10 protein-coding genes are annotated in these 14,297 nt (G+C 71.2%); 4 read left to right on the forward strand and 6 right to left on the reverse strand.

Annotated elements, in window-relative coordinates; translation table 11 throughout:
- Nucleotides 1-4: 4 nt before the first annotated feature.
- A complete protein-coding gene (locus LF262_RS10300) occupies nucleotides 5-802 on the reverse strand; it encodes a purine-nucleoside phosphorylase (protein WP_235780235.1) in 798 nt (265 codons plus the stop codon).
- Between the two features lie 155 nt (nucleotides 803-957).
- Between LF262_RS10300 and LF262_RS10305 the strand changes: the two genes are divergently transcribed.
- The 3 genes from LF262_RS10305 to LF262_RS10315 all read left to right on the forward strand — a co-directional run bounded on the left by LF262_RS10305 (nucleotide 958) and on the right by LF262_RS10315 (nucleotide 4,429).
- Nucleotides 958-2,382 carry an NAD(P)H-quinone dehydrogenase gene (locus LF262_RS10305; RefSeq protein WP_235780238.1) on the forward strand — a complete coding sequence of 475 codons (1,425 nt, stop codon included), beginning with the start codon at nucleotides 958-960 and terminating at the stop codon, nucleotides 2,380-2,382.
- Nucleotides 2,383-2,472: 90 nt separating this feature from the next.
- Nucleotides 2,473-3,000 (forward strand): hemerythrin domain-containing protein, encoded by a 528-nt coding sequence (locus LF262_RS10310; protein ID WP_235780239.1) that lies wholly within the window; start codon nucleotides 2,473-2,475, stop codon nucleotides 2,998-3,000.
- 103 nt (nucleotides 3,001-3,103) lie between these two features.
- Complete coding sequence (locus LF262_RS10315; protein WP_235780240.1) at nucleotides 3,104-4,429, forward strand: benzoate/H(+) symporter BenE family transporter; 1,326 nt, start codon at nucleotides 3,104-3,106, stop codon at nucleotides 4,427-4,429.
- On the opposite strand, the gene LF262_RS10320 is transcribed toward LF262_RS10315, so the two are convergent.
- The 3 genes from LF262_RS10320 to LF262_RS10330 are packed head-to-tail and all read right to left on the reverse strand — an operon-like array spanning nucleotide 4,395 to nucleotide 9,726.
- Nucleotides 4,395-5,960 (reverse strand): FAD-dependent oxidoreductase, encoded by a 1,566-nt coding sequence (locus LF262_RS10320; RefSeq protein WP_308190521.1) that lies wholly within the window; start codon nucleotides 5,958-5,960, stop codon nucleotides 4,395-4,397. The genes LF262_RS10315 and LF262_RS10320 overlap by 35 nt on opposite strands.
- Nucleotides 5,957-8,200 (reverse strand): molybdopterin oxidoreductase family protein, encoded by a 2,244-nt coding sequence (locus tag LF262_RS10325; protein ID WP_308190522.1) that lies wholly within the window; start codon nucleotides 8,198-8,200, stop codon nucleotides 5,957-5,959. Before LF262_RS10325 ends, LF262_RS10320 begins: the two co-directional genes overlap by 4 nt.
- Complete coding sequence (locus tag LF262_RS10330) at nucleotides 8,197-9,726, reverse strand: MFS transporter (protein ID WP_372462763.1); 1,530 nt, start codon at nucleotides 9,724-9,726, stop codon at nucleotides 8,197-8,199. Before LF262_RS10330 ends, LF262_RS10325 begins: the two co-directional genes overlap by 4 nt.
- 178 nt (nucleotides 9,727-9,904) lie before the next feature.
- Between LF262_RS10330 and LF262_RS10335 the strand changes: the two genes are divergently transcribed.
- Nucleotides 9,905-11,314 (forward strand): MFS transporter, encoded by a 1,410-nt coding sequence (locus LF262_RS10335; protein ID WP_235780243.1) that lies wholly within the window; start codon nucleotides 9,905-9,907, stop codon nucleotides 11,312-11,314.
- A 120-nt stretch (nucleotides 11,315-11,434) separates the two neighbouring features.
- Here LF262_RS10335 and LF262_RS10340 read toward each other — a convergent pair whose 3' ends face one another.
- Both LF262_RS10340 and LF262_RS10345 read right to left on the reverse strand, forming a co-directional pair.
- Nucleotides 11,435-13,249, reverse strand: coding sequence for an acetyl/propionyl/methylcrotonyl-CoA carboxylase subunit alpha (locus LF262_RS10340; RefSeq protein WP_235780244.1), 1,815 nt, complete (start codon nucleotides 13,247-13,249; stop codon nucleotides 11,435-11,437).
- Nucleotides 13,250-13,378: 129 nt separating this feature from the next.
- Nucleotides 13,379-14,065: a Maf family protein gene (locus LF262_RS10345; RefSeq protein WP_235780246.1), complete on the reverse strand. Its 687-nt coding sequence runs from the start codon at nucleotides 14,063-14,065 to the stop codon at nucleotides 13,379-13,381.
- Between the last annotated feature and the right edge of the window lie 232 nt (nucleotides 14,066-14,297).

Genomic DNA, 14,297 nt, shown 5'->3' on the forward strand with positions numbered 1-14,297 from the left:
TCCTTCAGATCGCGGCGATGACGTCGGCGAGGAGGCGGGAGATGCGGGGTCCCGCGGCGCGGCCCGCCTCGAGGACTTCCTCGTGGCTCAGCGGTTCGGTGCCGATGCCTGCCGCGAGGTTGGTCACCAGCGAGATTCCGAAGACCTCGAGCCCGGCATGGCGTGCGGCGATCGCCTCGAGCGCCGTGGACATGCCGACGAGGTCCGCTCCGATCCGCTTGGCGTACTGGACCTCCGCCGGCGTCTCGTAGTGCGGCCCGGTGAACTGGGCATACACGCCCTCGGCGAGGCTCGGGTCGATGGACCGGGCCACGGCCCTCAGCCGCGCTGAGTACAGGTCCGTCAGGTCCACGAAGGTCGCGCCCTCGAGGGGAGAGGCGGCCGTGAGGTTGATGTGGTCGCTGATGAGCACGGGGGTGCCCGGCGCCCAGTCCGCATTGAGCCCGCCGCAGCCGTTGGTCAGGACCACGATTCGGCAGCCGGCGGCCGCGGCCGTGCGCACTCCATGGGCCACCGCGCGCACGCCCTTGCCCTCGTAGTAGTGGGTCCGGGCTCCGAGGACGAGGGCGCGCTTGCCGTCCGGGGTGAGCACCGAGCGGACGGTCGCCACGTGCCCCTCGACGGCCGGCGCCGAGAATCCGGGGATCTCGGACGCCTCGAGCGACGCCGTGGTCTCGCCGACGAGATCCGCCGCACCGCCCCAGCCGGAGCCGAGGACGAGCGCGATGTGGTGCCGCTCAACGCCGGTTGCCCGCGCAATGTGGTCTGCCGCGGCATGGGCCAGTTCGAAGGGGCTGTCCATGATCGCCGTCCTCGCCGTTGTCGTCACAGGAAGAACCTACCAATCCGCACAGACCCGGAGCACGCACGTCCGCCGTACTGGCTGCGCGCGGCACACACGGCCGGACGCGGGGCGGGAATGGCCCGCAGGGCGCAGCCGGGGCAGAATGGGTGTCCGTGACGATGAATCCTGACTTCGCGGCTCCTCATATCGCAATCCTCGGCGGCGGCCCCGGCGGCTACGAGGCGGCATCGGTCGCGGCCTCGCTCGGTGCCAGGGTGACGATCGTCGAGCGTGCCGGCCTCGGCGGGTCGGCGGTGCTGACCGACGTGGTCCCCTCCAAGACCCTCATTGCCACCTCAGACCTCATGACCCGCGTGGAGGAGGCCTCCTCGGCTCTGGGCCTCCGCCTCGCCTCGGACGAGGGCGGCCCGCTCCAGCGCTCTGACCTGCACGCCGACCTCCGCATCGTCAATGACCGCCTGCTCGGCCTTGCGCGGCAGCAGTCCGAAGACATCCGTGCGGCCCTGGCTGCCCAAGGCGTGCGGATCGTCATGGGCTCCGGTCAGCTCGTCGACGGCAGCGTCATCGAGGCCACGACGGTGGACGGCGCCGAGCGCATCGAGTCCGATGCCGTGATCCTCGCCGTGGGCGCACACCCCCGGGAACTGCCCACGGCCCGACCCGACGGCGAGCGCATCCTCAACTGGGCCCAGATCTACAGCCTGGAGGAGATCCCCGAGGAACTGATCGTGGTCGGCTCTGGCGTGACTGGCGCCGAGTTCGCCTCGGCGTACAACGGCCTCGGCTCCAACGTCACCCTCATCTCGTCCCGCGACCGGGTCCTCCCCGGCTCCGACACGAACGGGGCCGAGGTGCTCGAGAAGGTCTTCGCGCGCCGCGGCGTCCGCGTCCTGTCGCGGTCCCGGGCCGAGGCGGTCGAGCGGACCGGCGACGGTGTGGCCGTGACCCTCGGCGACGGCACCAAGGTGACGGGCACCCACTGCCTCCTGTGCGTGGGATCCATCCCCAACACCGACGGGATCGGCCTCGCACAGGCCGGCGTTGCGGTCACCGAGAGCGGCCACATCAAGGTGGACGGCGTCTCCCGCACCACCGCGACTAACATCTACGCCGCGGGGGACTGCACGGGTGTCCTGGCACTGGCCTCGGTCGCCGCGATGCAGGGCCGCATCGCCGTAGCGCACATCCTCGGCGACCAGGTCACCCCGCTCAACCTCAACCACGTGGCGTCCAGCATCTTCACCTCGCCCGAGATCGCCTCGGTGGGCGTCTCCGAGGAGGATGTCACGAGCGGTCGGGTCGCCGGGGACATCGTGATGCTGCGGCTCAAGAGCAACCCCCGGGCCAAGATGCGCAATACGACGGACGGCTTCATCAAGGTCATTTCCCGTAAGGGCTCGGGGACGCTGATCGGCGCGGTGGTCATGGGCTCGAACGCCTCTGAGCTCATCTTCGGCCTCGCGATGGCCGTCGAGCAGAAGCTTCATGTGGACGACGTTGCGAACACGTACGCCGTGTACCCGTCGCTGTCGGGGTCGGTCGCCGAGGCCGCCCGCCGCCTTCACGTGCACATGTAGGCGGGCCCCTCAAGGAGAAGTTCGCGGAGTTCGAGGAGTTCGGGCCTCTAGTCCCTTGAGGACTGTCTGCGGCGCGCGGACGATGGCGGTATGGCACACACTGATGAGGAACACGCCCGCTCCCACTCCCATGCGCATTCCCACTCCCATCGCGCCTTCGACAACGACGACGACGCCCTGGCAGCCATCGAGGAGCACCACACCCACATGCTGCACCGGGTGACAGCGCTGTCCGATGCCCTGATCGCCGCCGTCGCCGGGGGAGACGGCGGCACCGCCTACGACGAGCACGCCACCCTCGTTGCGTGGTGCGAGGACGAGCTGATTCCGCACGCCGTGGCCGAGGAGGGACCGCTGTACGGCCCGGCCCGGGACACGCCTGAGGGCCGCCTCCTGGTGGAGGGCATGCTCCTGGACCACCAGACAATCATCGGCCTCGTCGAGGAGCTCCGGCCCGCCGAGGGTGCACGGGCTGCCGCGCTGGGCCTCGTGATCACCCGGGCGTTCGCGCTCCACCTCCGCAAGGAGAACGAGCTGCTCTTCCCCTACATCGCGCGGAATCCGGACATCTCGCTTGCGGAGGCCGTGGCTGGGCTCGAGGAGGTCGTCGGACAGTAGACCTGGCCCCGCTCGGATTGAGACGCAGGGAGTTTCGGCTCATATCCGCCTTCTCCGCTACCGTGGCCTCCGTCACAGGGAAGGTCGCAGCGCGAGGAGGACCATGACTAGGACCGCAGAGGAACTCACCGGCGCCGACGACCGCGCCGCCACCGGTACGGGCTCAACGGGGGAGGGCGCCCGCTCAGTGGGGGAGGGCACAGGGCATCCGCGCGGACAGGGGCTGCTTGCGGCGGCGTCGTTCTCTGCCGTCGCCGCCGGCTTCATCGCCGTGGCGGTCTCGTATGCGGGGCCGATGGTCGTGGTGCTGCAGGCCGCCCAGGCCGCGCACCTCAGCGCCGAGCTGACCGCGTCGTGGGTGAGCTCGATTGCGATCGCGAGCGGGATCACGTGCGTCGTCCTGAGCCTGCTCACGCGGCAGCCGGTCGTCGTGGCCTGGTCCGTGCCGGGCGCGGCCCTTCTGCTCACTGCGCTCGGCCATTACTCGTACAGCGATGCCCTCGGCGCCTACATCGTCGCGGCGGCAATGGGGCTCGTGCTCGGCGTGACGGGCCTGTTCGGGAAGATCCTGAACGCGGTTCCCAGGCCCGTGGTGGCGGCCGTGCTGGCCGGAGTCCTGCTGCCGTTCGTGCTCAAGGCGAGCGGCGCCGTCGTCGATGCCCCGCTCGTGGCCGGCGGGCTCGTCCTCGCGTTCCTCGCCGGGCGTCGGTTCGCGCCGCGCTACGCCGTCCTGGTGGCGCTCGCGGCCGGCGTCGTGCTTGCTGCGGCGACAGGCGGAATGGCGGCGCCGAGTGTCGCGTGGGACTTCGCCGGTCCCGTCTGGACCACCCCGACGTTCGGCGCGTCGGCCATTGTCGGCATCTCGGTGCCCCTGCTCGTCGTGACGATGGCCGGCCAGAATGCGCCGGGTCTGGCGATGATGCGCCAGCTCGGGTACAGCGCCGGGGACCGCCTCATGATCGGTGGCGCGTCCCTCGCCTGGCTCGTCTCGGCACCCTTCGGCTCGCACGGGATCAACCTCGCGGCCATCACGGCAGGGATCTGTGCGGGCCGCGAGGCGCACCAGGATCCCTCCCGGCGCTACGTGGCGGGCGTCTCGTGCGGGGTCTTCTATATCCTGTTCGGGCTGTTCAGCACGGCGGCCGTGGCGCTCGTCGCTGCGGTGCCGGCCGCGCTCCTGACCGTCTTGGCCGGCGTCGCGCTCCTCGGCGCGACTCAGGGCGCGATCATCGACGCCGTGACCCACCCGCGCGACGGCGCTGCGGCGCCGCACGCGATCGAGGCAGCGGTGATCACGCTCGTGGTCACGGCCTCAGGGGTCAGCGCGTTCGGCATTGTGGCGCCCTTCTGGGGGCTCCTGGCAGGGACGGTAGCGTACGTCCTGCTCGGTGCACTCAGGCCGCGACGGCCGCGAAATGCCGTTCGATGAGCTCGCGCACGTCGTCGCGGCAGCCGCCGCAGCCGGTCCCCGCACGCGTCGCGCCCGAGACCTCCTCGGTCGTGACGCACCCTCCGGCAACGGCCTGCTCCACCGTCCCGCGGCTCACGCCCGCACAGCGGCACAGCGTCGACTCGGGGCCGGCCGCGATGCCGGGCAGCCCGGAGCCCAACGTCGCCTCGGGGCCGTCCAGGCGCAGGATCACCGACCGGTCGGCCGGGAGCTCGGCACCCGACTCGTACAGGAGCGTGAGCTCTGCGGCGGCGCGCGGCATGCCGAGTGCCACGAACCCCGTGAGGACGCCGGACCGGGTGGCCATCTTGACGTAGGCGCCGTGCTCGGGGTCGGACCACACCGAGACGCTCAGCGGCGCGGGGCCTCCCTCGCTGCCCGCGTGGTCGAGCGCGAAGGCATCGAGGGGATCGGCGCCCACGTCCCCGGCAGTGGCCAGGTTCACTCCCCGGGCCTTGAGGAGGATCACGCCGGGCCCCTCGGCTGCGAGCGGGGCGGGGGCCGGCGCGCCAAGGAGTTCGTGGCGGAACTGGGCCGCGAGCCACTCCGCCTGCCGCCACCCGGGGCCGATGAGACCGCTCGGGGCGGCCTCGCCCGGCTGCGCGCAGTCGCCGATCGCGAACACGTGCTCGGTGTGCAGGGCACCTAGGCCCGCGTCGACGAGGACACCGGGGCCCACGGCGAGTCCGGCGCCCTCGGCGAGCTCCGTCCGGGGCCTCGCCCCGCACGCGAGGAGCAGCAGGTCCCCGTCGACTGCAGACCCATCGTCGAGCAGGAGGGCCCGGAACGACCCGTCCGGCCCGGTCTCGAGCCCCGTCGACCGGGCGTTGCCCGCCACGCGGACCCCCCGCCAGCGCAGGACCGCGGCAAGGGTTGCTCCGCCGAGTTGGTCGATCGAGCGCCCGAGTGGCCGGTCGCCGTGGTGGACCACGGTCACCGTGGCCCCTTCCTCGCTCGCGCCGAGTGCGGCCTCGAGCCCGAGGACGCCGCCGCCGAGGACCACGATCCGCCCGCGCGCCTTGACCGCCGCGGCCAGCCGGGCGGCGTCGTCCGTGTCGCGGAGCGCCGTGACCCCCGGCGGAAGGACCGGGTGGAGCGGATCCGGGTTGAGGCCGGTCAGGTTGGGAACGACGGCGCGCGCGCCCGTCGCGAGGACCACGCGGTCATAGGGGAGCGTCTCCCCGCTGGCCAAGCGGACAAGCCTGCGGGAGCGGTCGAGGCGCACCGCGCGGGTTCCGACCAGGACGCGCACATTCTCCGCCGCGAGCTGGTCCGCGTCGGCGAGGCCCATGAGGCCCAGGTGCGTCCTGCCGACGCCGAGGTCCGCGACGAGGACCCGGTTGTAGGCGGCATGCTCCTCGTCGCCCACCACGGTGACCTCGACGGCTCCCGCGGCAGCCGCGGGGAGCATCTCGTCCACGAACCGGGCGGCCACGGGTCCGAAGCCAACGACGACGATGCGCGGCGGCCGGCCCGAGGGCTCGGCGCGCTGGGGGAGCGGGCTGGTCACGGTGCCTCCTGGAGGTCGGGCGCTGCGGCGAGGGTGCTGCGTGCTGCAGGGGCGAGGACGGGGCCCGGGACCGGCGCCCGCTCCACGATCACGTGGGTCGTCTTGAACTCGGGCATCCCGGAGGTGGGGTCCGTGCGGGCCTCGGTGACGCGGTTGGCCGTGCCGGCGCCGGGGAAGTGGAACGGAAGGAAGACCGTGTCCGGCCGGAGGCCGAGGGCCAGCTCGGCGCGGACCAGGACCGCAGGGCCGGCGGACGACGCCCGGGCAGCCCCGGCCTCCCCCGAACGCCGGACCCGCACCCAGTCGCCGTCCGCGATCCCGAGCCCAGAGGCCGCTGCGGGATGCAGCGAGAGCCGGCCCTCGGGTTGGGCAGCCGAGAGGGAGACGACCCGGCGGGTCTGCGTGCCGGACTGGTACTGCTCGAGCACTCGGCCGGTCGCGAGCGCGAACTCGCCGCGCCCGGACGGACGGACGGAGACGGCGGCACGGACCGCCACGAGACGCGCGCGGCCGTCGGGGTGCGCGAAGCGCTCGGCGAAGAGCCGCGGGGTGCCCGTCGGAGGGATCCCGTCCCGCCCCTGCGGGCACGGCCAGTGCAACGCCTCTCCGGCGTCGAGCCGCTCATAGGTGATCCCCGAGTAGTCGGCAGGGCCGCCTGCCGAGGCGGCGCGCAACTCCTCGAACACCTCGCGTGGGTCGTCGGGGAAGGCGGACGGCGCATCCAGGAGCGCCGCGAGCCGGTTGAGGATCCACAGCTCGGACCGGGCCCCGGCGGGAGGGCTGACGGCGCGCCTGCGCCGCAGCACGCGGCCCTCCAGATTCGTCATGGTGCCTTCCTCCTCGGCCCACTGCAGCACGGGCAGCACGAGGTCCGCCTCGCGCGCCGTCTCGGAGAGGAAGAAGTCGCTCACCACGAGGAAGTCGAGCGCCTGCAGCCCGCGGCGGACGGCCGTGGCGTCCGGGGCGGAAACCAGGATGTTGGCACCGTGCACGAACAGGCACCGCACGCCGCCCGCCTGGCCCTCGGCCGCCGGTGCGCCCAATGTTGCGAGGAGTTCGACGGCGGGCAGCCCCGTCCCCGGGATGCTCGCCTCGGGCACGCCCCAGACACGGGCGAGGTGGTCGCGTGCCGCGGGGTCGGTGATCTTGCGGTAGCCCGGGAGCTGGTCCGCCTTCTGCCCGTGCTCGCGGCCGCCCTGGCCGTTGCCCTGGCCAGTGAGCGTGCCGTAGCCGCCGCGCGCCGAGCCGGGCAGGCCGAGCAGGAGGGCGAGGTTGATGGCAGCGGTCGTGGTGTCCGTGCCGTCCGCGTGCTGCTCGATGCCGCGGCCCGTGAGGATGTAGCACGAGCCGGTGCGGGCCGAGTGCGCGAGGCGTGCAGCTGTCTCCCGGACGAGGGCCGCCGGGACGCCGGTGGCCGCCTGCACGCGCTCGGGCCACCATGGTGCCACCGAGCGGATCAGGTCCTCCATGCCCTCGGTGCGCTCGGCGAGGTAGGCGCGGGCGGCGAGGCCGCCGTTGATGACAACGTGCGCGAGCCCGAGGAGCAGGATGAGGTCCGTGTGCGGAGCGGGCTGGAGGTGGAGCCCGGCGCCGTCCGCCGTGAGCGCCGCCGTCTCGGAGCGGCGGGGGTCGACGACGATAAGGCCGCCGGCATCCCGCGCGCCGGCGAGGTGCTGCACGAACGGCGGCATCGTGTCCGCCACGTTGGATCCCAGCAGGAGGACCGTGTCCGCCCCGGCGAGGTCCGCGACGGGGAACGGCAGCCCGCGGTCGAGCCCAAACGCGCGGTTCGCGGCCGCCGCGGCGGAGGACATGCAGAACCGGCCGTTGTAGTCGATGCGCGAGGTGCCCAGCGCGACGCGGGCGAATTTGCCGAGCAGGTAGGCCTTCTCGTTCGTGAGGCCCCCGCCCCCGAACACGCCGACGGCGTCCTTCCCGTACCGGTCCTGTGCCGTCCGCACCTCCGCCGCGATCCTAGTCAGTGCCACGTCCCAGCTCACGGGGCGGAGCTCGCCGTCATCCGAGCGAAGGAGCGGCTCCGTGAGGCGCTCGGGGTGGCCGAGTAGCTCGGCGGCTGTCCAGCCCTTGCGGCACAGCCCGCCGCGGTTGGTCGGGAACTCGCGTCCTGCCACCTCGGGTGCGGCCGGGGCCGGGCCGGTGGATGGGCCCTGCGGCGTTGCCACCACGGACATCGCGCACTGGAGCGCGCAGTAGGGGCAGTGCGTGTCGGTCACCGTCACACCCCTGCCCGTGCGGCGTGTGCGCCACGGCGCAGGTAGCACGCCCACGAGACCGCGAGCATGAGCACATAAGCGCCCACGAAGCCGAAGAACGCGGGGACGTAGGAGCCGGTCGAACTGCTCGAGGCGCCTAGTACCTGCGGGATGACGAACCCTCCGTAGGCGCCGATTGCCGAGATGAGGCCAAGGGCAGCGGAGGCGAGCCGGGTGGTGTACGACGGCGCGGTGCCGGCGCGTGCGGCGCGGCTGGACGTGGCGAAGATGGCCGGGATCATGCGGTACGTCGACCCGTTGCCGATGCCGCTGGCTGCAAACAGCACGAGGAACAGGGCGAGGAAGAGCCAGAAGCTCCTCAGGGGGAGGGTGGCGATGACCGCGAGGGTCACGAGTGCCATCGCCGCGAACGAGGCGACCGTGATCCGTGCGCCGCCGAAGCGGTCGGCGAGCCTGCCGCCGTAGGGCCGGGCGAGCGAGCCCACGAGCGGGCCGAGGAAGGCGAGCGAGAGTGCCACGGGGACGCTGGCCGCGTGGAGGGTGAAGGTGGAGTAGGCGGGGAAGATGTCGTGGATGAGCTTCGGGAAGACTCCGCCGAACCCGATGAATGAGCCGAACGTGCCGACGTAGAGGAATGCGATGACCCACAGGTGCGGTTCCCTGAGCGCCGCGAGCGAGCCCGCGACGTCGCCCTTCGCGTGGGAGAGGTTGTCCATGTTCCGCCAGGCGCCGAAGGCGGCGACGAGGATCAGCGGGATCCACATGAGGCCCGCCACGGCGAGGGTCGTGCCGTGCGCGCCGGTGAGGAGGGCGGCCGTGAGGCCCACGGCGATCGGGACGGCGAGCTGGGCGACTGCGGCGCCGAGGTTCCCGCCTGCGGCGTTGAGTCCGAGCGCCCAGCCCTTCTCCTTGGCGGGGAAGAAGAACGTGATGTTGGCCATCGAGCTTGCGAAGTTGCCGCCGCCGAAGCCGGCCAGGCCCGCCACCGCGAGCATGAGCCAGAACGGCGTCGAGGGGTTCGAAACGCAGGCCGCGAGGCCGATGGCCGGGATGAGCAGGAGCAGGGCGGAGACGATGGTCCAGTTGCGGCCGCCGAAGCGGGAGACCATGAAGGTGTAGGGGATACGCAGGGTCGCGCCGACGAGGCTCGGCATGGAGAGCAGCCAGAACGTCTGGGCGGTGTCGAAAGCGAAGCCCGCAGCGGGGAGTTGGACCACGACGATCGACCACAGCTGCCACACCACGAACCCGAGGAACTCCGCGAAGATCGACCACCGCAGGTTGCGGCGGGCCACGGTGCGGCCCTCGTGTTCCCACTGGCGTGTGTCCTCGGGATCCCAGTGCTCGATCCAGCGGCCCTTGCGGACGTCGAGACGGAGCGAGGGTTCCCGGGTAGGTGCGGGTGCGGCGTCGTGCGCCGTCTGGGATTCGGTGCTCACTGGTCCTCCTCGGGAGCGGGCTCTGTGCTTGCCTTCCACGGTAGGAACGGGGCGTTTCGCGGAGTGGCGCCAGCCGTAAACAGGTTGTGACATCCACCTCTCCGCGTCCCGCGGCATTCCGTGAGGCGGGGGACCATGCTGTTTCGTCCCAGCTTTGACGTCTCACTATATGGACAATTTGTCCGTTGCGTGGACGGGCCGGACGTAGGATGGCTTGTACTCAAACCCAGGGCCGAAGTCAATCCTCGGTCCAGCATGTGAAAGCGAAATCATGTCTACCACTTCCGCGGTGACGGAGCCCTCGGCCGGCCAGGCGGCCAACACGAAGGGCCGGGTCATCTTCTCGAGCCTCATCGGCACGACCATCGAATTCTTCGACTTCTACGCGTACGCGACCGCTTCGGTCCTCGTGTTCCCGAAGCTCTTCTTCCCGAACGCATCGGACATCAACGCGATCCTGTCCTCGTTCGCGATCTTTGGCGTGGCATTCATCGCCCGGCCCGTCGGCTCGATCATCTTCGGTCACTTCGGCGACAGGCTCGGGCGCAAGGGCACCCTCGTGGCGTCGCTGCTCACCATGGGTGTTGCGACGTTCCTCATCGGGCTCCTGCCGCCTGCGACGACGGCGGGCTGGACGGTCCTGGCCCCGCTCGCACTCGTGATCCTCCGCTTCCTGCAGGGCCTCGCCCTCGGCGGCGAGTGGTCCGGTGCCGCGCTGCTCGCCACCGAGAACGCACCCGCCAACAAGCGGGCCGTGTGGGGCACGTTCCCGCAGCTCGGCGCCCCGATCGGGTTCATCATCGCCAACGTGATGTACGTGGTCATGAACTCGTTCCTGTCCGCAGCGCAGTTCGAGGCGTGGGGCTGGCGGATCCCGTTCCTGTTCAGCATCATCATGGTCGCCGTCGGCCTGTACGTGCGGCTCAAGCTCGTCGAGAGCACGTCCTTCAAGAAGGTCGTCGAGGCGGAGAAGGTCGCCAGGGTCCCGCTCGCCGCGACCTTCAAGCACCACTGGCGCGAGGTCATCGCCGGCACGTTCATCATGCTGGCGACCTACGTGCTCTTCTACCTGACCACGAGCTTCACCCTGACGTACGGCACGGCGACGGACAAGGTCGACGAGGCCAAGGCTGCCGCCGCCAAGGCCGGCAAGACGTTCGACGCCTCCTCGTTCGTCCCGGGCCTCGGGATCGACCGCGGGCTGTTCCTCTGGATGCTGATCATCGGCGTCGTCTTCTTCGGCATCTTCACGGTCGTGTCCGGCCCGCTGGCCGAGAAGTACGGCCGCCGCAGGTTCCTGCTCTGGGTCACCGGACTCATCTTCGTGTTCGGCCTCGCCTGGGGCCTCATGTTCGGCCCGGGCACCGGTGCTGCGATGGTCGGCCTCATCGTGGGCTTCACGCTCATGGGATCCACGTTCGGCCCCATGGCCGCGATCCTGCCGGAGCTGTTCCCCGCGAACGTCCGCTACACGGGCTCCGCCATCGCGTACAACCTCTCGTCCGTGCTCGGCGCCGCCCCCGCCTCCTTCGTGGCGATCGCGCTGTGGCAGTTCGGCAAGGGCAGCACGGTGTGGGTCGGCGTGTACCTCGCGGCCGCCGCGGTCCTGACGTTCGTCGCGCTGCTGATGACCAAGGAGACCCGCGACAAGAAGTTCGAGGACAACGTCTCGGCGAAGTGACCTCGGGACGCTGAGAGGTGACCCCGCGACGGATTCTTCCGTTGCGCGGTCACCTCTCGCGTTTGCGGCGTCTTCGGCCGGCGCTTGCGGGGTCCTTGTCGCCGAGTCCCCTTCGGGGCGTCAGTCCTCGATCGTGGCGATGACCGCGCCCGCGGCCACGGTACGGCCCGCCTCGGCCGTGAGGCCCTTCACTGTGCCCGCCTTATGGGCCGTGAGTGGCTGCTCCATTTTCATGGCTTCGAGCACGACGACGAGATCGCCTTCCGCGACCACGTCACCGTCCGCGACAGCGACCTTGACGATCGTTCCCTGCATCGGGGCCGTCAGGGCGTCGCCGCTCGCCGCCGCGGTCGCGGGACCGCGGGAGCTGCGGCCCTTCTTCTTCGCCTTGGGCGCCTTGGCGACGCCCAGCGACAGTCCGGCCGGAATCGTCACCTCGAGGCGCTTGCCGCCCACCTCGACGACGACGCTCTGCCGCGCCGCGTCGTCGTCTGCACCATCAGCAGCACCAAGTGGGCCGGCGTATGCGGGAATGTCGTTGGCGAACTCTGTCTCGATCCACCGCGTGTGCACGCTGAAGGGGCCCTCGGCCGGGGCGAAGGCCGGATCGCGGACGACGGCGGCGTGGAACGGCACCACGGTCGGCATGCCCGTGATCTCGAGCTCGTCGAGCGCGCGGCGGGCACGCTGGAGCGCCTGCTGCCGCGAGGAGCCGGAGACGACGAGCTTGGCGAGCATCGAGTCGAAGTTGCCGGAGATCACGTCCCCGGCCACGACGCCGGAGTCGACGCGCACGCCCGGCCCGGTCGGGTAGGTGAGCGTCTCGACGGTGCCCGGGGCGGGCATGAAACCGCGGCCGGGGTCCTCGCCGTTGATGCGGAACTCGAACGAGTGGCCGCGGATCTCGGGGTCGTCGTAGCCGAGCTCCTCGCCGCGGGCCAAGCGGAACTGCTCACGCACGAGGTCTAGGCCGGTGACCTCCTCGGAGACGCAGTGCTCCACCTGGAGGCGTGTGTTGACCTCGAGGAAGCTGATGGTGCCGTCCTGGCCCACGAGGAACTCGCACGTGCCTGCACCGAGATAGCCTGCCTCGGCGAGGATGGCCTTGGACGCCTCGTACAGGCGCTTGTTCTGCTCCTCGCTCAGGAACGGCGCGGGGGCCTCCTCGACGAGTTTCTGGTTGCGGCGCTGGAGTGAGCAGTCGCGGGTGGAGACGACGACGACGTTGCCGGCCGCATCAGCGAGGCACTGGGTCTCGACGTGGCGCGGCGCGTCGAGGAAGCGCTCGATGAAGCACTCGCCCCGGCCAAACGCGGCGGTCGCCTCTCGGACGGCGGACTCGAACAGCTCGGGGATCTCCTCGAGCGTGCGGGCCACTTTGATGCCTCGGCCGCCACCGCCGTACGCGGCCTTGATGGCCACCGGGAGGCCGAACTCGCGGGCGAACGCGAGGACCTCGTCCGCGGACTCGGCCGGATCCGGAGTGCCGGGGACGAGCGGGGCGCCCACCTTCTCGGCGATGTGGCGGGCGCGGACCTTGTCGCCGAGCGCGGCAATCGCCTCGGGGGAGGGACCAATCCACGTCAGCCCCGCGTCGATGACGCGCTGGGCAAACTCGGCATTCTCTGACAGGAAGCCGTAGCCGGGGTGCACGGAGTCCGCGCCCGAGGCGCGCGCCGCGTCGAGGATCTTCTCCATGACGAGGTAGGACTCGGCCGCGCTGCTGCCGCCGAGTCCGAAGGCCTCGTCCGCGAGCCGCACGTGCAGCGCATCCCGATCCGGGTCCGCGTACACGGCGACTGAGGCGATGCCCTCGTCGCGGGCGGCGCGGATGACGCGCACGGCGATCTCGCCGCGATTGGCGATGAGCACCTTCGTGATGGGCCGGCTGGTGGGCTCGTGGGCAGCGCTGGAGGACGCGGCATTGGGAGACAAGGGCAACTCCGTTCTGTACTCCGCGAAGCCTAGCGCTCAATTGGTGGGATCGCCCATATTGGTGGCGGATTCCGCCCGTAGGTGGTCGATCTGTTGTAGAAGACCTACAAAAGGTGCCGGAGTCGCTCCTCAGCGGTCGACGGCGGTCGCCCACCAGTCCGTGAGGCGCACCCCGACTCCGGCAAGGAGGGCCCGAAGGGTCGAGACGGACAGCCCCACGACGGTGTGCGGGTCCCCGTCCACGCGGGCCAGGAACGCCCCGCCCAGCCCGTCGATCGTGAACGACCCCGCGCATTCCAGCGGCTCGCCGGTGGCCACGTAGGCCGCGATGTCCTCCGTGCTCATCGCCGTGAACTCGACCCCGGCGGAGGCGACCTCGCCCGCCCCGGGGGACCACGCGGCGTCGTGCGCCCCGTCCTGTTGGTCCTGGACGGGCCGACGGTCCACGAGCCAGTGCCCCGTGTGCAGGACGCCGGCACGCCCGCTCATCGCGGCCAGACGCTCGCGGGCGACATCAGGCGTGTAGGGCTTGCCGAGGGCTTCGCCGTCGAGCTCGAAGACCGAGTCGCAGCCCAGCACGAGGGTTCCGGCAGCGGCGGGCAGCGCGGCCACGGCCTCGGCCTTGGCACGGGCCAGGAGGAGGGCCTTCTCGGCGGGGGATGCGCCGGGGTGCCCCGCGGCGACGGACTCCTCGTCCACGGCGGAGACCAGGATTCGGTGCGGAATCCCGGCCTCCTCGAGCAGCTTGGTCCGGGCTGGCGACTTCGAGGCGAGGATGAGCGCGGGCGGGGCGGGAGGCGCGGTGTGCACGGTCACCCGCCCAGCCTAGCCCCGCGGCATGGCGGACCTCCGCCAGCCGGGCGCCCCGTATTCGTGAGCGGGAAGACGCAAACCGCAGGTACCAGACGAGCATTAACAGCATGGTGACCACGTAGAACCCGTGCAGGGCCCAGATCGGACCCGCCGGAAGGCTCAGCACGTAGAACGTGTGGATCCCGTTCGCCAGATTGGACAGCATCAGGTTGGCAAGGCTGTACGAGGCGAGGTT

Source organism: Sinomonas notoginsengisoli, assembly GCF_021554725.1.
GTDB lineage: Bacteria > Actinomycetota > Actinomycetes > Actinomycetales > Micrococcaceae > Sinomonas > Sinomonas notoginsengisoli.